We start from the raw sequence: 19,939 nt of genomic DNA on the forward strand, positions 1-19,939 counted from the left end.
CCGACCATGCGTATCCTCGTAACCGGTGGAGCGGGGTTCATCGGCTCTGCCCTAATTCGTCATCTGGTTGAACACACCGACCATAGCGTATTGAACTTCGACAAGCTGACTTATGCCGGCTCGCTTTCCACGGTAGCTGGAGTATCGTCGAGCGAGCGGTACGCGTTCGTCCGCGGCGACATTTGCGATGCAGCGGCTGTGCGATCCGCGATCGCCGATTTTCGTCCCGAAGTGATCACGCACTTGGCGGCAGAGAGTCATGTCGATCGCTCGATCGACGGCCCTGGCGCATTCGTGCAGACGAACATCGTAGGTACTTATACGATGCTTAGTGAGGCACGTGCTTATTGGTCGGCGCTGGATGATCCCACGAAGGAAGCATTCCGCTTTCATCATATTTCGACAGACGAAGTGTTTGGATCGCTCGGCGACGATGATTTGTTTACCGAGGACACGCCCTACGATCCGCGGTCACCTTATTCGGCCTCCAAAGCCGGATCGGACCATTTGGTTTCGGCTTGGGGACATACGTTTGGGCTGCCGGTCCTGATCACCAATTGCTCGAACAATTACGGGCCTTATCACTTCCCGGAAAAACTCATCCCGTTGATGATCGTGAAGGCTCTCGGCGGTGAAGCCCTGCCCGTATACGGGCAGGGTGCCAACATACGTGATTGGCTGTTTGTCGAAGATCATGTTCGGGCTCTTCGAGCTGTATTCGAGCGCGGAGTTCCGGGGCGAACTTATAATATCGGCGGCAACTCGGAGCGTCGCAATATCGAAGTCGTCGAGACGCTCTGCGCTATTCTCGATGTCGAACGGCCTCGCGCGGACGGCAAATCTTATGCCTCGCAAATCACTTATGTGACCGATCGGCCGGGACACGATGCTCGCTATGCTATCGATGCTAGCCGGATTCGTGACGAGCTTGATTGGGCGCCCGCCGAATCGTTCGACAGCGGCATCAGAAAGACGGTGCGCTGGTACCTCGACAACGAGAATTGGTGGCGAGAAATCATTGATCAACAAGCCGCCGCCAAACGACGTGGCCTAGCCGCGTGAAACAGGTCCTGATTACGGGCGGCAATGGGCAGCTTGGTACCGAACTCAAGCGGTTCGCTTGGCCTGACGATTGGCAGCCGATGCTGATCGATATCGACGAGCTCGACCTGCGCGACCCGGACGCGATAGCGGCGATGGTTGCGTCGAATCGCTGGGCGGCTGTAATAAATGCCGGCGCGTATACCGCTGTGGACCAAGCGGAGAGCAACGTCGTCCCAGCCTGGGAGGTCAACGCGCTCGCGCCCGCTGCCCTGGCATCGGCTTGTCAAGCTGCCGATATCCCGATCCTACACGTTTCGACCGATTATGTGTTCGACGGAGCGCGCGACGGTGCATGGGAGCCGGAAGATACGCCAGGACCGCTCTCGATCTACGGCGCCTCGAAGCTCGGCGGTGAAATAGCGGTGCGCACGTCCGCTACGCGTCATGTCATTGTACGAACCGCTTGGGTGGTGAGCGCGCACGGGAATAATTTCGTGAAGACGATGCTCAAGCTCGCGACGGATCGGGATCTGCTGAACGTCGTTGATGACCAACGCGGTGCCCCGACATCGGCGGTGGATCTGGCAGCGGCACTCGCTACGATCACGATGAGGCTGGTGGATGATGCCGACGCCCCTGTAGGGACATATCACTTCAGCAATTCGGGCGCCACAACGTGGGCGCGGTTTGCGCGCGAGATATTCGCGCAGAGTGCCGCTCGGGGCGGCCCGTCGGCAACGGTATCGGCTATCCGTACAATCGATTTTCCGACCGCGGCCGTCCGCCCTGCAAACTCGCTGCTGAGTCACGCGGCAATCTTGCGCGACTACAAAATCGCGCCGCGGCCTTGGCAGGATGCATTGGCCGAGATTCTCGACGAACTGATTGGAACGCCGCAATGAAAGGTATCATTCTTGCCGGGGGGTCGGGTACGCGACTGCACCCGGCAACGCTCGCCGTGAACAAGCAATTGCTGCCGGTCTACGATAAGCCGATGATCTATTATCCGTTATCGGTGCTGATGATGGCTAAGATCCGAGATATCCTGATAGTATCGTCGCCGGAATTCATTGGAAATTATCGTAACTTGTTTGGCGATGGATCGGCATATGGCCTAACCATTTCCTATGCGGAGCAGCTGCGTCCGGATGGTTTGGCTCAGGCGTTCACCATCGGCCGCGATTTTATCGGGGATGACTGCGTAGCGTTGGTGCTCGGCGACAACATTTTCTTCGGCGCCGGGCTGACCGACCTGTTGAACCGCGCCACCGCACGGACGAGTGGTGCGACGGTTTTTAGCTATCGTGTTGATGATCCTGAACGTTATGGCGTGGTCGAGCTCAACAATGGCGGCCGCGCGATAAGCCTGGAGGAAAAGCCGGCTGTACCCAAGTCAAATCACGCGGTGACCGGGTTGTATTTCTACGACAACCGCGTGGTGAATTATGCAGCCGACTTGAAGCCGTCGGCCCGAGGCGAATACGAAATTACTGATTTGAATCGCCGGTACATGGAGGCTGGCGACTTGTTCGTCGAACAAATGGGCCGCGGATATGCCTGGCTCGATACCGGCACGCATGATTCATTGCTCGAAGCGAGCGAGTTCGTGCGTACGCTGCAGCACCGACAGGGTATCCAGATCGCATGCCTTGAAGAAATAGCCTTCCAGCAGGGGTTTATATCGGCCGACCGGGCACGCGCTGCTGGTGATCGGTTTGGAAAGACCGCTTACGGCAAAGCGATTTTGGCAGCTGTGGACGGCAACTGAGCAGGTCGTCGGCGATTGCAGGCCCGAAAGGCGACGGAGTTAAATATGGCGAACATCGACAAAAGCGTTTGGCCGGATTTCTCTGAAGAGGAAGCCCAAGCGGTCGCAGACGTGGTCCGGTCCAATCGCGTCAATTATTGGACGGGAGAAGTTGGTCGCGCGTTCGAACGCGAGTTCGCCAACTGGGTCGGTACGCCATATGCCGTTGCACTGGCCAACGGCACATTGGCATTGGATCTTGCGTTGAAAGCTCTGAAGATCGGGGCAGGGGACGAAGTGATCGTCACGCCGCGGACGTTCATAGCGTCAATCTCTTGCGTGATAAATGCGGGCGCAGTCCCGGTGTTCGCCGACGTCGATCGCGATAGCGGTAACATCAGTGCGGCAACGATTGCGGAACATGTTACCGATCGTACGCGGGCGATCATTCCGGTGCATTTGGGGGGATGGCCGTGCGACATGGACGCGATAATGGCGCTCGCGCGTACGCATGGTCTGGCGGTAATCGAAGACTGCGCGCAGGCTCACGGCGCCATGGTCGGCAATCGTCATGTCGGTAGCATCGGGCATATCGGCGCCTGGTCCTTCTGTCAGGACAAAATCATGACCACTGGCGGCGAGGGCGGGATGGTGACCACCCATGATGAAGCATTGTGGTCCGCGATGTGGTCATTCAAGGATCATGGAAAGAGCTGGGAAGCGATCTACGAGCGTGAGCATGCACCCGGCTTCCGATGGGTCCATGAGTCGTTTGGAACGAATTGGCGGATGCTGGAAATGCAGGCGGCAATCGGGCGCATCCAGATCGGCAGGATGGAAGGATGGACGGCGCGGCGCACCGAAATCGCGTTGCGCTTGGCCGCAGCGCTGGCCCGCTATCCTCGTGTCGTGCGCGCACCATTGCCCGCGGCGGAATTGCGTCACGCTTTCTATCGCTTTTACGGCTATGTTCGTCCCGAGGGCCTTGCCGAAGGCTGGTCACGCGACCGAATTGTCGCCGAATTGACCGAAGCTGGCGTACAGGTTCTGCATGGGACCTGTTCGGAGGTATATTTGGAGAAGGCGTTCGACGGGACAGCCTTCCGTCCTCAAACACGCTTGCCGATTGCGCGCGAACTGGGTGAAACGAGTTTGATGTTCCTGACGCACCCGACGATGAGCGATGCTGAACTGAAAAATGCAGAAGAGGCTATCGATCGGATACTGCGCTCGGCCCCGCGATAATCATCGTCGTTATTCGCGCACTAACGGTCGTGCGGGATTACCGACGACCGTGGCGCCCGCTGGCACATCCTTGGTGACTACAGCACCCATCCCGACCACTGCGCCTCGGCCGATGCGCAACGGCGATCCCGGATTGCCCTGCTTCAGGATCGCGCCCGTGCCGATATATGCGTGATCATCGATATGAACGTTGCCATTGCATTTTACCCCGGGCGCGAAGGTCACAAAATCGCCGATCACACAATCGTGCGCGACGTAAGAATAAATGTTTGCGTGGAAATGCCGGCCGATGCGGATGTCGCTCGTGAGATGTGTGTAGCCGCACAGCACCGAACCCTCGCCCAGCACTACATTGTCGAGCACGGTGCTGGTTGCTGATCGCACGTCCAGCACCGAAATGCCGTTATCAGAACATTTTCGATCGAGTGCTTCACGAACGGTGGAATTGCCGATCGCGATTGCCACCCGCTTTTCGTCGTGTGTCATGTTCAAAAACTGGTCGAAAGATAGCACCGACACTCCATCCGCCGTACCATCATCGACAAAATACAGTTCGACCCCGGGTCCACCATATTGCGCGCGTACCAAAGGCATCAACTCGCGGCCGAATCCGCTAGCACCGTAAACCGCGATACTGCGTGTCATTGGCTTTCCTTATTGTTTGATCCCGTGAACGCCACCATCGTCGCCTCGCCATCAGCGGCGATACCGTCGCGCGCAATGACCTTGCGGACTGTTCGCCAAAGGATCCTGAGGTCCAGCGCGAACGTGCGGTGATCGACGTACCAGATATCGAGCGCGAACTTCGCATCCCAGTCGAGCGCATTGCGACCATTGACTTGCGCCCAGCCAGTCAGTCCGGGACGGACCGCGTGGCGCCGTGCCTGCTCTTTCGAATAAAGCGGCAAATATTGCATCAGCAACGGGCGTGGTCCCACCAAACTCATGTCGCCGCGAACTACGTTGAACAATTCCGGAAGCTCATCAAGGCTAGTCGAACGTAACGCTTTGCCGAATCGTGTCAGACGGGCGTGATCGGGTAGTGGCGTCCCGTCGGGATCGTTGGCGTCTAACATCGTCCGGAATTTGATCATTTGAAATGGCCGCCCGTGCAGACCGGGGCGCTGTTGGCGAAACAACACAGGCCCACCCAACTTTACCCGCACGAGGATCGCGATCGCAGCGAGTACCGGACTAAGAAACAACAGGGTCGTGCAGGCGACCAACAAATCGAAAGCCCGTTTCACGCAATCGCTACCCTCACTCCGTGCGCGCTCTGTAGGCCGACGCTCCGGCGCCGCCAAGGGGATGGAAGGCCGGGCATCTCCGGATAAATTGAGAATCCACCCGACGTTGCTGTGCGCGGAATCCAGCATCTTGGGCAAATCGCAAGGGGGATGGTGGCGCGTTCCGGGGTAGCCGACGCCGGCGCTTTGTGGCACGGCGCTGCGCAATTCCTCCAGGGCCAAAATATAATATGCCAATCAAAACGATGTTGAATTCGGGTGGCGGAGTTGGTCGCCGGCGAGGGCTCTGGCCATCCGGCTGATAGCGCAGTGACTATGAAGCGCATCGAGTCTTCTGCCTAGTATCGCGGAAACGCCGCGCGATTGCCGACTGAGCAGAGACTCAACAGGTCTGAGAGCGGGTGCGGTGTCGGCGCGATAAAGCGGCGATCGATCACATCGACAAAATGACTGCCCGGTACGGAGCCGGGCGCTGAGTGAGGGTGTAGGGTAATGAGCATTGCAACGGTCTCGGTGATCGGTCTTGGCTATATTGGCCTTCCTACCGCAGCGATTCTTGCATCGTCGGGCTGTCAGGTGATCGGGGTCGATATCAGCGAGCATGCCGTAGCAACGATCAATGACGGGCGAGCACACATTGTCGAGCCGGGGTTGGGCGCCCTCATCGCATCCACGGTGGGGCAAGGCGCGCTACGGGCCACGCTGATCGCCGAACCAGCCGATGCATTCATGATCGCTGTGCCGACGCCTTTCAAAGGCGATCACGAGCCCGATCTGGCATATGTAAAGAGTGCCTGCGACACGATCGCGCCGGTGCTCAAGAAGGGCGACACGGTAATTTTGGAATCGACTTCGCCGGTTGGGGCGACGGAGCAGGTCGCGAAATGGCTCGCAGCCGCCCGTCCCGATCTCGTGATTCCGACCGCGCGGTCACAGGATGAATTCACGGATATAGCGATTGCTTATTGTCCGGAGCGGGTTTTGCCGGGCAATGTTTTGATCGAGTTGGTCAAAAACGATCGTGTAATCGGTGGATTGACCCCGGCCTGTTCGGAAGCGGCCAAACGAGTTTATGCCCTTTTCGTAAAGGGCGAGATCATCCTGACCGATGCCCGGACAGCCGAGATGTGTAAGCTGGCGGAGAACAGTTTCCGCGACGTCAACATCGCATTCGCAAATGAGCTTTCAATCGTCTGCGACCGGCTCGATATTGATGTTTGGGAACTGATCGCACTCGCTAACAGGCATCCGCGGGTCGATATCCTCCAGCCAGGCCCAGGGGTTGGCGGACATTGTATTGCTGTCGATCCGTGGTTCATCGTCCATTCCAGCCGAGATCAAGCGCGCCTCATCCGCAAGGCGCGTGAAGTAAACGATGCGAAGCCCGACTGGGTTATCGACAAAGTCTGCGCGGCAGTTGACGAGGTCCGCGCCGCGCGTGGTACGGACGAGAACGTACGCATCGCTTGCTTAGGTCTGGCATTCAAGCGCGACATCGATGATCTTCGCGAGAGCCCCGCACTGGCAATCTGCGAGCGGCTCGCGGATTTGCCTGGCTGTGATGTTATTGCCGTCGAGCCGAACATTGACGCTCTTCCCAAGCAGCTGGCGGGGCGAGTCGTTCTGGAAAATGTCGATGTCGCGATCGGCGTCGCCGACGTCATTTTGTTGTTGGTTGATCACCATCAGTTTGGCGACGCGTACAGGCTGGTCGATACACGCGTACCGGTAATCGATACACGTGGTCTGTGGCGGGAACGCCGCGACGTTCGGCGAGAGAATGCCGCGGCGCACGAACCGGTCGATACCATGAAAATGGCGGTCGGCGACCTTGATCAATCGATGGCCCGCCCATAATAGGCCTGAAATGGAAGGCTCGGCTGGCCGCGAATGCCGCCGGACGTGATCGGCATAACAATCAAGGACATCATCCGACGGTTTTCGACCAGACATGAAGCGTCTGGCAACCGAAAGACCTCCATAGTTCGCCAGATAGGACCGTAAATGTCGCACGTTGCGCAGATTGATTTCGTTACGTTGGTCAGGAAGCACCTGCCGCAATTCTTCCATGGTGGAAGGGTCTTGGAAATCGGCAGTCTGGATATCAATGGCTCCGTACGTTCGCTGTTTGACACGCCTGATTACGTCGGCGTCGATGTCGGCGAAGGCCCGGGCGTCGATAAGGTTTGCCAAGGACAGTTGGTAGACTTCCCGACAGCGTCTCTCGACACCGCAATCTCATGCGAATGTTTGGAGCACAACCCGTTCTGGGTGGAAACAGTATCCAACATGTTTCGGATGACCAAGCCTGGCGCGCTGGTCGTAATCAGCTGCGCGACCATTGGCCGCGCCGAGCATGGAACGACGCGAACGTCCGCCGACGATTCACCGTTATCGATCGGCATCGGTTGGGATTACTATAAGAATATTTCGATCGCAGAGTTCCGCGACACGTTCGCACTGAAATCGTGGTTCCACGACTACATCTTGATGGCGAACTGGCACAATTCCGATCTTTATTTCGTTGGGATCGCAAAGGGTGGCGACACGTCGGTCGCGCTGGAGCCGCTGCGCCAAGATTTGGCGAAGCGTTTTGGCCCGTCAGGCAGTTTCCGGGCAATGTCGGTGATGCTTGCCGGGTCGACGCTCGGCGAAGCCGGGGTCAGCGTTCTGCGCGGCGGCTGGCGAATGATGTCACTCATCAAGCGCTCGAACAAGCAGCCGTCATAGCGGGGCGCGTCCCAGAGACGTCGATTTGCGGCCGTAGCGCATCAAGGTTGCCAGCATCGTCGCAACCTCGGCGCTCGCGTAGCAGATCGCTGCGGCGTAAGCGCCGATCCAGTGAGCCAATACGAAGCAGAGCGCGCCGCTGACCGTGCCGGTAACTAAAATCACCGCAAGAAAATAAGCTCTGCCGCCAAGATAATTTAGCCCGATGCTGCCGAACATGTAGCTAGCGATCCCGAATACCACTGTCGGTGCCATGATGCTCAAGTAGCGCAGGATCTCATCGACGTTGTTGTACGGGATGACGATCAGGGCATAATGCCGGATAACCAGGTAGGAAATGGTGAGCACCAGAAGGATCGACGCCACGACGCCGACCTGCGGCAGCGTGTGTCGGGAAATCTTGCGTGCAACGTGCCAGGTCGGCGTAACATCGGTCCTGATCGCGCGGATCGCCTTTGGAAAGAACAATTGGTTCAGAGGGCGTGCGATGGCCTGGAGGCTCTTCGTCAGTTTTTCGGCGACCGAATAGGCCGCAAGAGATTGCGCGGGGATGCCCACGATTCCCAAGATCAGCACATTCAAGTCGCGCTGTACGGATACCGCAATGTTGGCGAAGAATATCTCTTTGCCGTCGATCGCCATGGCGATCAGCGTTCCGCCCGAGATGCGATGGACGCGTAAACCTTCGTGTCGAATGGCGTAGCCGAACGATATCAGGCCACCGATCAGATATGTCGTGCCCAGGATGCCGGGAACAAGAATGGCGTCGTCGGTCCCGTGGACGAGAAGCAATATCAGGCTCAGCGCTGCGATCCGGCTCAGCACCGTGAACACGGCCAAGGGAAAGTTGCGTTCGAACCCTTGGTAGACCCAGGCTGATTGAAAAACATAAGCGAGGGGAACGAACGTCCACAACGTAATGATCGACCAGCTCTTGCCTAACGCCAGCACATAAAAGCCGATCGCCACGACTGCCGCCGCGAGGAACAGCAGCAACCTTATATATAAAACTCCGCTAAACAGATTATCGATGGCAACCCGGTCCCCGCTCTCCCTGAATCTCACGAGTTCGGAAACGCCGATTATCTCGAAGCTGAAGATAACGACCGCCAAAACCAGTAGCGACAGCGCTTCGGCCAGCGCCAGATCGGCATAGATCGAAGCGCCGAGCGTGTGCAGCAGAAAGGGAAACATGATCAACGGGATCAAGGCGTTCGATCCCTGGATGCAGGTGAGCGACGCTAAATTCAGAAGGTCTTTTTTCACGAAAATCCCAGGGGTTCTTCGGCGCGGGCGCCGGCGCTGACGGGAGGTTGCTGTTCGGCGCGGTCATCGACAACATGCAGCGGGGTCAGGCGGTACTACAGAGAGGCGCGAGCGTCTATCGCCCGTGATCGGCAGTCGGCTTGTGTCGTTCCAGCCGTCTTTCGATGTTTGATCAAAGGGATGCCTTGAGGCAACGAAGCCTCCGAAACGCGCTCGCACTCTTGATGGGGCCGGCTGGAACCGCCATGGGAGTCGCAGGAATCGCGAGGTGTGGCGTCGCCCCTGGCAAAATGCTCAGGCGCATTGAATTGAAATAAAGGCGTAACTTGGCCATTTGCACGGCTCAGTGCGTACCCCAGTAAGGTGTCTCAAATGAAATATGCGTATGTCTGTACCAACTACAACAACGCACATTTTACGATAGACGCGGTGCGGACGATCTCGGCCGCTTCGTTCCCACCTGCATTGATCGTGGTCGTTGACAATCAATCGGCCGCCGATGACGTGCAGAAGTTACAGACGTTGGCGGAAGCTTACCCGCAGGTCGATCTCGTGCTCAACGCCGATAATGTCGGGTACTTTCCCGGGCTCAACATCGGGATCGATCGAGTGACGACGCTCGACCCCACGATCGACTGTATGATCGTCGGAAACAACGATCTGGAATTCCCGGTAGATCTGGGCGAGCGATTGGCTGAGGTCGTCGCCGACGCGACCGACCGTCCTGTCGTTTCGCCTTATATCGAAACGCTCGACGGCATGCCGCAAAACCCGCACGTAATTTCCGGCATCAGTCGCCCGCGCGAACTGGTCTATGATCTGTACTACGCGAATTATCACTTGGCCCGGCTAATTAGAACGGTGTCCCGACTAACCCATCGCTTTATGGATCGAAGTGACGAACAAGGTTTCGCCAACCCGGGCTTCATCTATCAGGGGCACGGGTCCTGCTACATTTTGACACCAGCCTTTTTCACAAATTTCAAACACCTGTGGGCGCCGACTTTTATGATGGGCGAGGAGTATTTCCTCAGTAGGCAGCTCTCCGAGCGCGGCCACATGACTTACTATGATCCCCGTGTACGCATTCGCCATAGATGCAATGGGGCGATCGAGAACGTACCCGCGCGGAAAATGTGGGGGCTGGCTCGCGATGCCCATCGAGTCTATCGCCGCTACGTAAAGCCATGGCATCGGCAGGCGCATGGCGTGAATCGGAAAATCCCAAGTTTATGAGAGAGTATCAAATTTGCGCGAACTGCGTGATGGACACGTCAGACGCGCGGATCGTCTTCGATGAAAACGGTGTTTGCGACCACTGCCTCGGGTTCAAGAAGCATGTCGAGCCCAATTGGCATCCCGACGCGACCGGTGAGCGCATGTTCGAGGACGTCGTTCGCAAAATTAAGCAGGATGGCAAGAACCAGGAGTTCGATTGCATTTTGGGCATGAGCGGTGGGCTAGATAGCTCATTCCTTTTGCACAAAGCGGTCAAAGATTTTGGTCTGCGTCCGCTCGTGTTCCACGTCGATGGCGGATGGAACAGTGACATCGCAGTCAACAATATCGAAGTAATGGTGGATGGGCTCGGGCTGGAGTTGTACACCGAGGTGATCAACTGGAACGAAATGCGCGACTTTCAGCTGGCTTTCTTCAAGTCAGGGGTGCCGCATATCGATGTTCCACAAGATCATGCATTTGTGGCTACGCTTTATGATTTTGCAGACAAATACAAAATTAAATACATTTTAAATGGCGGAAATATATCAACCGAATGTGTCCGTAATCCGTTAGATTGGCTATGCTACGGCACCGATATGCGGCAACTGAATGACATAAAGCGGAAATTCGGTACCGTCGAAATGAAGACCTATCCGTTCAGCAGTGTTCTGCGGCACAAGCTCTACTTGCGCTACATTCGAGGGGTGCAAGTCGTAAAGCCACTTGATTGGTTGCCTTACACGAAAGAGCTTGCTCGAAAGACGCTCGTGGAAACCTACGGTTGGAAACCATATCCGCAGAAGCATTTTGAATCGCGCTTCACGCGATTCTACGAAGGGTATTGGCTGCCCGAACGGTTTGGATTCGACACGCGTCGAGTGCAGTTTTCCAGTCTCATTCTGACCGGGCAGATGCAGCGGGCGGAAGCGCTCGAGGCATTGAGCCGACCGGCCTATGATCCCGAAACTATCGAACATGAATTCGATTACATTGCACGAAAGCTAGGGATCACGAGCGTCGAGTTGCGGGGCTATTTCGATATGCCGTTAAAATCGTTCCGCGACTACAAAAACCAGTATTGGATGTTCGAGCTCGGGGCGAAGGCTCTACAGGCGATCGGCGTTGAAAAGGCGGTCAAGAGATGATCGCGATCCTTGACTACGGCTTGGGTAACATCAAAGCATTCGCCAATATCTACCGGGAATTGAACGTACCGTTCACGATCGCGACAGACCGCGATACGCTGTTGGCGGCTGATCGGATTATCTTGCCGGGCGTTGGGCATTTTGACCATGCGATGCAGCGGCTGAACGGCTCCGGGATGCGCGACGCGCTGGACGAGGCCGTGATGGGGCAGCGCAAGCCGGTATTGGGAGTATGTGTCGGGATGCAGATGCTCGCCCGATCCAGCGAAGAGGGGGGAGAATCGGGTCTCGGCTGGATCGACGGCGCCGTCGCGAGGATACGCTTTCCATCGGGGACAGGGCGCGGCTTGTTGCCCCATATGGGCTGGAGTTCGATATCGGTGAGCAGCGACGTGCAGCTGCTGCAGGGGTTGGATGAAGCGCTCGGCTTTTACTTCCTTCACAGCTACCGGTTCATCTGCGACGATCCTACCGACGTGATTGCTATGGCCGATTATGCCACGCCGTTTCACTGTGCGGTGCGTCGGGGCAATGTGTATGGCGTTCAATTCCACCCCGAGAAGAGCCATCATAATGGCGTTCGCCTCCTCAAGAATTTCGCAGAGGCCTGAGCGATGCCACGTGCCCGGATAATACCCAGCTTGCTGGTTCGCGATGGAGGTCTCGTCAAAACAAGGGCATTCGCCGACGAGAAATACGTAGGCGATCCCATCAACGCGGTGCGTATCTTCAATGAAAAGGAAGCCGACGAGCTCGTCGTAACCGATATCGACGCGACCGTGCAGCGTCGCGAACCCAACTATCAAATGATCGACAACCTGGCAGCCGAATGCCGCATGCCGTTGTGCTACGGAGGCGGCATAACCACAGTCGAGCAGGCAAAGCGGATCCTGGGCCTCGGCGTGGAAAAAGTCGCGGTCAGCGCGGCTGCAGTTGCTCGACCGGAGTTGATTGGCGAGATCGCTGCCCAGATCGGCAATCAAAGCGTCGTTGTCGTGCTCGACGTGCGCAAAAGGACGCTGGGTGGATATCGGACCTACACGCATAATGGCAGGATCGACGCCAAGGTTTCGCCGGTCGATTTCGCCCGGAAAGCGGAGTCGCTTGGTGCTGGCGAGATCATCGTCAACGCAATCGATCACGATGGCATGATGAACGGCTACGACTTGAATATAGCCGCGCAAATCCGTGCCGCGACGACGTTGCCGTTGACGTTGCTCGGTGGTGCCGGCTCGCTGGCGCACATGCAGGAGGCGGTTCGCCGCTTGGGAACGATCGGCCTTGGTGCTGGCAGCTTCTTCGTCTTTAAGGGCCAGTATCGCGCGGTGTTGATAAGTTATCCCGGCACAAGCGAACGGAACGCGCTGCAGCAGGCGGTGCTTGCCTAGCGATGTAGGTGGTCTGTGGACACAGATAGCCGACCTCAAATTTGCGAGATTTTATGAAACAGATCGTCCAGCAACTCGACAGCGGGGTGACCTCGATCATCGAAGCACCGGCGCCTAACGTGACAAGCGGCACCGTGCTCATTCGCACGACGCATAGTCTGATCTCTGCAGGGACCGAACGGATGCTTGTCGGATTCGGCAAGGCATCGTTGTTGACCAAAGCGCGACAGCAGCCAGAACGGGTGAAGGACGTGCTGGGCAAAATCCGCACCGACGGGCTGTTGGCGACGGTGGATGCGGTGCGATCCAAGCTAGGTCAGCCGCTGCCTCTGGGTTATTGCAATGTTGGCGAGGTGATCGCCGTGGGCAGTTCTGTGACGGGACTGAAACCCGGTGATCGGGTCGTTTCCAACGGTCCGCACGCCGATATCGTGCGCGTTCCGAGCAACCTTTGCGCGAAAATCCCGGACGGCGTCGATGATGAAGCTGCCGTCTTCGTGGTTGTGGCTAGCATCGGTTTGCAAGGCATTCGGCTAGCGGAACCGACCTTGGGCGAATCGTTCGTCGTTACCGGCGCGGGCCTGATCGGGCTTTTGACGATACAGTTGTTGCGCGCCCAGGGGTGTCGCGTGCTGGCGATCGATTTCGATGATGCGAAGCTGGAGTTGGCGCGCGGCTTCGGTGCCGAGATTTGCAACCCGGCAAACGGTCAGGATCCGATTGCGGCCGGATTGGGTTTTAGCCGCGGCCGTGGCGTCGATGGTGTGATCATCACAGCATCCACCAAGTCGAATGATCCGGTAACGCAAGCCGCACAGATGTGCCGCAAGCGTGGACGTATTGTTCTGGTCGGCGTGACCGGACTGACGCTAAACCGGGCCGATTTCTATGAAAAGGAACTCAGCTTCCAGGTGTCATGCTCGTACGGGCCGGGGCGGTACGATCCTGAATATGAGGAGGGCGGCCGGGATTATCCCCTGGGGTTTGTTCGATGGACCGAAAAACGCAACTTCGAGGCTATCCTCGATCTCATCGATAGTGGAGACCTGGAAGTATCGGCACTGGTGACGCGCCGCTTCGCGTTCGAGCAAGCGGAAAGTGCTTATGCCGCGTTGACTGAAGACAACGGTGCGCTTGGCTTGGTGCTGAACTACGGCTCGCCGCTCGACGCGCGAATGACGACGACGACGCGCTACCCCGGCGCGATATTCACGCCTGGGTTGTCAAGCGTAGCGGTGATCGGGGCGGGCAACTATGCTTCGCGCGTTCTGATTCCCGCCTTCAAGAAAGCCGGGGCGCAACTCGATACAGTGGTTACGTCCGGCGGTTTGAGCAGCGCGATAGCCGGCAAGCGCGACGGCTTCGCCGCCGCGACTACTGATCTGACCAGCGTCATGGATAACGCTCAGGTCAATACGGTGGTGATCGCAACGCGGCACGACAGTCACGCCAAGCTCGTCGCCGACGCACTCGTCCATGGAAAACACGTCTTCGTCGAGAAACCGCTGGCGATCGATCGCGACGGATTGGCATGCGTAGAGCGCGCTTTTGCCACGGCGCATGCCGACGGCGCAGGGCCGCAATTGATGGTCGGTTTCAATCGTCGCTTCGCACCCCAAGTAGTAAAGATGAAATCGTTGCTGGCTCAGGTCGCCGAGCCCAAAAGCTTTGTCATGGTCATGAATGCCGGTGCGATCCCCGCAAAGCATTGGACGCAAGATCTGGCGATCGGCGGCGGTCGCATCATCGGCGAAGCATGCCACTTCATCGATCTAATGCGCTTTCTTGCGGGATCGCCGATCGTCGCAGTGTCGGCGCGACGGATGGGCGACACGTCACGAGTGGAAGTCGTTGAAGACAAAGCGTCAATCACATTAGCATTCGAGGACGGGTCGTTCGGCACGATCATGTATCTCGCCAACGGTGCTGCTACTTTTCCCAAGGAGCGTATTGAGGTCTTCACCGCCGGGCGTGTGCTGCAGATTGACAATTTTCGTCGCTTGAGTGGGTTCGGCTGGCCAGGATTTCGATCGATGCGGCAGTTCAGGCAAGACAAGGGGCAAGCGGCCGCGGCGTCAGCGTTCATTGCCGCGGTGGAATCGGGCGAGCCGGCGATTCCTACCGCCGAGATATTCGAGGTGGCGCGGGCGACTCTTGATGTGGCAGATATCCTGCGGCGGCAATGAGGCGCTGGGCTGTCAGGCTGCGGGCGTTGATCGGGCTTGGCCCGATCAACGTTCTGCGCGTGTTGGGCTACAGGCTAGGCCTACGGCTTGGTGTGCATCCGGCGCAACGCATCGAAGCCAGCATCCCAGAGGGTCTGTTCTTCGAACGCTCGGGCAAGATCGATCCGGTCGATGCGGCAATATCGGCACATTGGGATACGGATGCCATGTTGTTCGGCGCGCATCGTATCGCAATCGACGCTGAATCTCCGGCATGGACCGCAGATCCCCTTTCGGGAGAGGAGCATCCTGGATCGGCGCAGCCATGGTGGCGGATCGCGGATTTCGCCAATGGCGACATCAAGAGAATCTGGGAGTTGTCGCGTTTCGACTGGGCGATGACCTATGCGCAGCGCGCCCGCAATGGCGATGCGACGTCGTTTGATCGGTTGAATACGTGGATCGCGCACTGGGCGGATAGCAATCCACCGTACCTCGGCCCAAACTGGAAATGCGCGCAGGAAGCCTCAATCCGCGTGCTGCACCTATCTATCGCCGCGATAGTGCTAGGGCAGGAAAACGAGATGGCGCCCCCCATGCGTGCCATGATTGAGGCGCATGTTCGGCGGATCATGCCGACGCTGTCTTACGCTCAGGCACAAGACAATAATCATGCGACCAGCGAAGCGGCGGCAATCTTCGTCGCTGGCGCTTGGGCAACGCTAGCGGGCGATGCAGATGCCGTCGCGTTAACGCAAAAGGGTCGGCAACTCCTTGAGCGGCACGTGGCCCGTCTGTTCGGGGGAGATGGCAGCTTCAGCCAATATTCGGTGAATTATCACCGCGTTGCGCTCGATACGCTGGCGATTGCTGAACTATGGAGGCGACGAGCGGATTTGCCGCCGTTTAGCGAGACGTTTCAAGCGCGCGCAGCCGCGGCGGCGGATTGGCTGCGCATGATGGTGGACCCCGCGAGCGGAGATGCGCCCAATCTCGGCGCTAATGATGGGGCCAATCTTCTGCCTTTGACCGGCGCGCCATACCGAGATTATCGACCGTCGGTGCAGTTGGCGACGTGCCTGTTTCGCGGCTTGTGCGCTTACCCGCCTGGCGCGTGGGATGATGTTCTTATTTGGTTGGATGTCGCGACGAGCGATAACGTCGCCGAACTGCCGGAAGTGGCTGTCTTCGATGATGGCGGCTACGCCGTGCTACGGCGCGGATCGGCAATGGCGCTGCTCCGTTATCCGCGCTTCCGCTTTCGACCGAGCCATGCCGACGCAATGCACGTGGATTTGCACGTCGCGGGCTGCAATCTCCTGCGCGATGGCGGAACATACTCCTACAATGTCGATGACAAGTGGATCGACTATTTCAGCGGCATTGAATCTCATAATTCGGTGCAGTTCGATGATCGGCCGCAAATGCCCCGACTATCGCGCTTTCTGCTCGGTGACTGGCTGAAGACTGACGATTGCAGGCTGATCGACGAGAAAGACTCGGGGATCGTTGGCTTTTGTGCATCCTATCGCCACCGGTCTGGTTGGACTCATCGACGCGAAATGCGGTTAGGCAACTGTCTGCGCGTTACCGACGTCTGTAGCGGCTTCACCAAGCACGCAACGTTGCGCTGGCGACTGGCGCCTGGGGATTGGACCCTGCGCGACGGCGTTGTTACGAACGGACGGGACCGTCTTTCGGTGTGCGCCGATGTTCCGATTTCCTCCATCCGACTGGTAGTGGGGTGTGAGTCGCGCAACTATTTGGAAAAGACCGAACTCCCGGTCTTGGAGGTGGTCATCACTGAACCAGGGCGCATGATCAGCGAGTATCGATGGGCAGGATGAGGCTACTTTACATCCATCAACATTTTGCCACGCCGCAAGGATCGGTCGGGATCCGGTCATACCAGATGGCGCGCGGAATGATTCAGCGCGGCCACGCGGTGACGATGGTGTGTGGGCGAGGCATCGACGGACAAAGCGGCCTTTCCGGTTCGTTCGCACATGGCATACGGCGTGGCGTCGTGGATGGCATCGACGTGATCGAGGTCGATCTCAGCTATTCCAACGCGGATGGTTTCTTGAAGCGCGTCGGAACGTTCTTATCGTTCATGTGGCGCACTGTTCGGCTAGTTTTTACCGAGCGGTACGACGTTTTGTTCGCATCGACGACACCGCTGACTGTTGGACTTCCCGGAATTATCGGACGGTGGATTCGTCGCAAGCCGTTCGTCTTTGAAGTGCGCGATCTGTGGCCCGAACTGCCGCGAGCCATGGGCGTGATACGCAATCCGCTGATCTTGTGGGCGATGAGTGCGTTGGAATGGGCGAGCTACCGTTCGGCGCATAGGCTGATCGGATTGTCGCCGGGTATCGTTGACGGCATAGCGCGTCGCGGCGTGCCGAGGCGGCGCATCGCGCTGATCCCCAACGGGTGCGATCTGGATATATTCTCCGCGCCGGGCGCTCCTTGGCAGCCAGAAGGCGTTCGCGATGAAAGCCTATTAGCGATATTTGCGGGTGCGCACGGCCTCGCCAACGGATTGGATAGCGTAATTGATGCCGCCGAGATACTTCAGCGGCGCGAACGGAATGACATTCAATTCGTCCTGATCGGCAACGGCATGCTCAAGCCGGCCCTGAAAGCGCGAGCAGAGCGCGAGAAGATGAGCAATGTGATCTTCTTGGATGCGGTGAAAAAGACCGAGTTGGTCGGTTTGCTTCGGCGTGCCGACGTTGGGCTTCAAATCTTGGCCAACATACCTGCTTTTTATTATGGAACATCCCCGAACAAATTCTTCGATTACATCGCCATCGGGTTGCCGGTGCTCAATAACTACCCGGGTTGGCTCGCGGAAATGATCACTGAGGCCGACTGCGGCATAGCCGTTCCCCCCGATGATGCAGAGGCATTCGCCGACGCGCTGTGCGCGTTTGCCGACGATCGCGAGCGCACGGCGGAACAAGGACGCAACGCCCGGGCTCTAGCGGAAAATCGCTTCGCGCGACGGGCGCTGGTGGATGCCTGGGCAGATTGGGTCGAAGGCGTGATCGATTCAAAGCGAGGTCCGGGCACCGAAATCGAGATCCGTTGATTATGCCCCCGACGCCTCATCTATTCGACCGGCGTCAGGTCTTGACCGGGCTCGCGATCGGCCCGCTGATGACGACGACTGCGTGTCACGCGGCGACGCCCGTCGATCGTGTGTCATTGCTCGACTATCTGCCTAGTGCGGAGCACGGGCGATTGCGCGACGGGACAAGCGTATTCGACTGCACGCCAGCATTGAACCGCGCTGTCCAGGATTGCGCTGCGGTGGGCAAGGTGTTGTTTCTACCTGGCGGAATTTACACCGTAAGACCGACGCACCAATTGCGGCACGATGGTGAGCGAGCCTTTGCGTGCCTCGCTGCCATAAAGTTGGTCGATGGTATGCGGATACTGGGTGAGGCCACGACGATCATTCGAATGGTTTCCGGTTATTCGAGCGACGATCGGCCTTGCGCAATGGCGATGTTCGGCACCGATGAACAGCTTTCCAACGTCGCATTCGACGGATTGACGTTGGACATGAACGGTGATGGAAATCCGATAAGCCCGGCGCGCGCACGCGGCATATTCAACCGCTTTCCCCAAGCGCACATCTTCGTGTCGGGCAAGCCGGGCGGGCCTGCTGCGCGGATCGACAATGTACGACTCGACGACGTGACGTTTACCGGAAGCAATGGCGTTTCGTGTGTCGTCATGGCGCAGACGGACAATCCGACGACTCGATTGGGGAATGGGTGGCAGCTCAATCGATGCACCTTCACGGAAAACGGAATGGATACCGATGACCACTCATCAGTATACGGTTATGCGGACGATGTTTTCGTCCGCGATTGCCGCTTTGCCAATGCTCGACCCTTCACGACCACGGGCGTCAATACGGGTTATGAGGTACACGGATCGAACCACGTCATCTCAGGTTGCACGTTCGTAAATGCGCTAAGGGGCATCTGGGTAGCGAACAACTACACTGCGCCGGTCACGGCCACGCGCATCGAACGAAACGATTTCCGCACGTTGTATTATGGTGTCGATTTCTTTCGCGATCGTGCGGAAGCTCAGGACATCTCCGACACGGTAATCGCGGAAAACCGATTCGAATTCGACGATGTTGCCAGCACCTCGATTTTGCGCCCCGACTTCAAGGCAGCGGTGCAGATCGCGTCCGACTTCAGTCAGCATGGCGTAGCGATCCGAAATAACGTCGTAAACAAGATCGGCACGGTCATCCCCTCGGCTTTTTTGGTTGTGACCGGCGGCGGCCTGGGGGATACTCGGCATGACAATATCACCGCGGCGGGTAATAGCGGTAAGGGTTTGACCCTTGGCAGTTTCGTGCGGACGTCGCCCCGTTCAGGACTTGGCCGCTTAACCATCATCGATAACGATTGGGAGAATTTGACGCCCGCGGGCGCGATTGCAGTCGCGGCTGGCGACGCCGTCGAGCAAACCGGCACATTGCAGCCGATCCGTTCCTTGACGTTGGGCGGGGGCAGCGTCATCGACAGGCGACGCGTTCCTCGTACGATGAATGCGATTTTTATCAATGGCTACGTACAACGGCTTAATCTTTCCCCGATCCGCACAGCGGGGCTGACCGGCAAGATATACGCGCGGGGAAGCGGGGCTCAGGTGACCGTTAACGTTGGCGTCAAGTTCTAGCTACGACATTGATAGCGTGCAGCGAAAT

17 protein-coding genes are annotated in these 19,939 nt (G+C 57.8%); 14 read left to right on the forward strand and 3 right to left on the reverse strand.

The genetic code is table 11. The annotated features are described in order from the left end of the window. Positions 1–6 precede the first annotated feature (6 nt). From rfbB to FPZ24_RS05125, 4 genes are read left to right on the forward strand one after another with little or no spacing between them, the layout of a single operon-like run. Positions 7–1,062 (forward strand): dTDP-glucose 4,6-dehydratase, encoded by a 1,056-nt coding sequence (rfbB, locus tag FPZ24_RS05110; RefSeq protein ID WP_146570019.1) that lies wholly within the window; start codon positions 7–9, stop codon positions 1,060–1,062. Next, entirely contained in the window at positions 1,059–1,946 is an 888-nt protein-coding gene (gene rfbD, locus FPZ24_RS05115; protein ID WP_146570020.1) for a dTDP-4-dehydrorhamnose reductase, read from the forward strand. Before rfbB ends, rfbD begins: the two co-directional genes overlap by 4 nt. Then, complete coding sequence (gene rfbA / locus FPZ24_RS05120) at positions 1,943–2,812, forward strand: glucose-1-phosphate thymidylyltransferase RfbA (protein ID WP_146570021.1); 870 nt, start codon at positions 1,943–1,945, stop codon at positions 2,810–2,812. Before rfbD ends, rfbA begins: the two co-directional genes overlap by 4 nt. A 45-nt stretch (positions 2,813–2,857) precedes the next feature. After that, positions 2,858–4,036, forward strand: coding sequence for a DegT/DnrJ/EryC1/StrS family aminotransferase (locus FPZ24_RS05125; RefSeq protein WP_146570022.1), 1,179 nt, complete (start codon positions 2,858–2,860; stop codon positions 4,034–4,036). 9 nt (positions 4,037–4,045) lie between these two features. Here the strand turns inward: FPZ24_RS05125 and FPZ24_RS05130 are convergent, their stop codons facing one another. After that, positions 4,046–4,681, reverse strand: a complete 636-nt coding sequence (locus FPZ24_RS05130; RefSeq protein ID WP_146570023.1) for an acetyltransferase — start codon at positions 4,679–4,681, stop codon at positions 4,046–4,048. Continuing rightward, positions 4,678–5,283: a sugar transferase gene (locus FPZ24_RS05135; protein WP_240047625.1), complete on the reverse strand. Its 606-nt coding sequence runs from the start codon at positions 5,281–5,283 to the stop codon at positions 4,678–4,680. Before FPZ24_RS05135 ends, FPZ24_RS05130 begins: the two co-directional genes overlap by 4 nt. A gap of 492 nt (positions 5,284–5,775) precedes the next feature. On the opposite strand from FPZ24_RS05135, the gene wecC reads away from it, so the two are divergent. Both wecC and FPZ24_RS05145 read left to right on the forward strand, forming a co-directional pair. Continuing rightward, complete coding sequence (wecC, locus tag FPZ24_RS05140) at positions 5,776–7,140, forward strand: UDP-N-acetyl-D-mannosamine dehydrogenase (protein WP_146570024.1); 1,365 nt, start codon at positions 5,776–5,778, stop codon at positions 7,138–7,140. A gap of 147 nt (positions 7,141–7,287) precedes the next feature. After that, on the forward strand, positions 7,288–8,013 hold the full coding sequence (locus tag FPZ24_RS05145; RefSeq protein WP_146570025.1) for a class I SAM-dependent methyltransferase: 726 nt from the start codon (positions 7,288–7,290) through the stop codon (positions 8,011–8,013). Here FPZ24_RS05145 and FPZ24_RS05150 read toward each other — a convergent pair. After that, positions 8,008–9,279, reverse strand: coding sequence for an oligosaccharide flippase family protein (locus FPZ24_RS05150; RefSeq protein ID WP_186729078.1), 1,272 nt, complete (start codon positions 9,277–9,279; stop codon positions 8,008–8,010). The genes FPZ24_RS05145 and FPZ24_RS05150 overlap by 6 nt on opposite strands. 372 nt (positions 9,280–9,651) lie before the next feature. Here FPZ24_RS05150 and FPZ24_RS05155 point away from each other — a divergent pair, with 372 nt between their 5' ends. From FPZ24_RS05155 to FPZ24_RS05190, 8 genes are read left to right on the forward strand one after another with little or no spacing between them, the layout of a single operon-like run. Further along, positions 9,652–10,515: a glycosyltransferase gene (locus tag FPZ24_RS05155; protein ID WP_146570027.1), complete on the forward strand. Its 864-nt coding sequence runs from the start codon at positions 9,652–9,654 to the stop codon at positions 10,513–10,515. Further along, a complete protein-coding gene (locus FPZ24_RS05160) occupies positions 10,467–11,645 on the forward strand; it encodes an N-acetyl sugar amidotransferase (protein ID WP_240047626.1) in 1,179 nt (392 codons plus the stop codon). Before FPZ24_RS05155 ends, FPZ24_RS05160 begins: the two co-directional genes overlap by 49 nt. After that, the gene (gene hisH / locus FPZ24_RS05165) at positions 11,642–12,256 is read left to right on the forward strand and encodes an imidazole glycerol phosphate synthase subunit HisH (RefSeq protein ID WP_146570028.1); all 615 of its coding nucleotides are present in this window, start codon (positions 11,642–11,644) and stop codon (positions 12,254–12,256) included. The genes FPZ24_RS05160 and hisH overlap by 4 nt, the downstream gene beginning before the upstream one ends. 30 nt (positions 12,257–12,286) lie before the next feature. Then, a complete protein-coding gene (locus FPZ24_RS05170) occupies positions 12,287–13,033 on the forward strand; it encodes an AglZ/HisF2 family acetamidino modification protein (protein WP_240047627.1) in 747 nt (248 codons plus the stop codon). Between the two features lie 53 nt (positions 13,034–13,086). Further along, positions 13,087–15,219 (forward strand): bi-domain-containing oxidoreductase, encoded by a 2,133-nt coding sequence (locus FPZ24_RS05175; RefSeq protein WP_146570030.1) that lies wholly within the window; start codon positions 13,087–13,089, stop codon positions 15,217–15,219. Between the two features lie 26 nt (positions 15,220–15,245). Continuing rightward, positions 15,246–17,045, forward strand: coding sequence for a heparinase II/III family protein (locus tag FPZ24_RS05180; protein ID WP_205012867.1), 1,800 nt, complete (start codon positions 15,246–15,248; stop codon positions 17,043–17,045). Beyond that, positions 17,042–18,295, forward strand: coding sequence for a glycosyltransferase family 4 protein (locus tag FPZ24_RS05185; protein ID WP_146570032.1), 1,254 nt, complete (start codon positions 17,042–17,044; stop codon positions 18,293–18,295). Before FPZ24_RS05180 ends, FPZ24_RS05185 begins: the two co-directional genes overlap by 4 nt. A gap of 41 nt (positions 18,296–18,336) precedes the next feature. Then, positions 18,337–19,911 (forward strand): hypothetical protein, encoded by a 1,575-nt coding sequence (locus tag FPZ24_RS05190; protein WP_146570033.1) that lies wholly within the window; start codon positions 18,337–18,339, stop codon positions 19,909–19,911. Positions 19,912–19,939 lie beyond the last annotated feature (28 nt).

It is taken from the genome of Sphingomonas panacisoli (genome assembly GCF_007859635.1).
Lineage (GTDB): Bacteria > Pseudomonadota > Alphaproteobacteria > Sphingomonadales > Sphingomonadaceae > Sphingomonas > Sphingomonas panacisoli.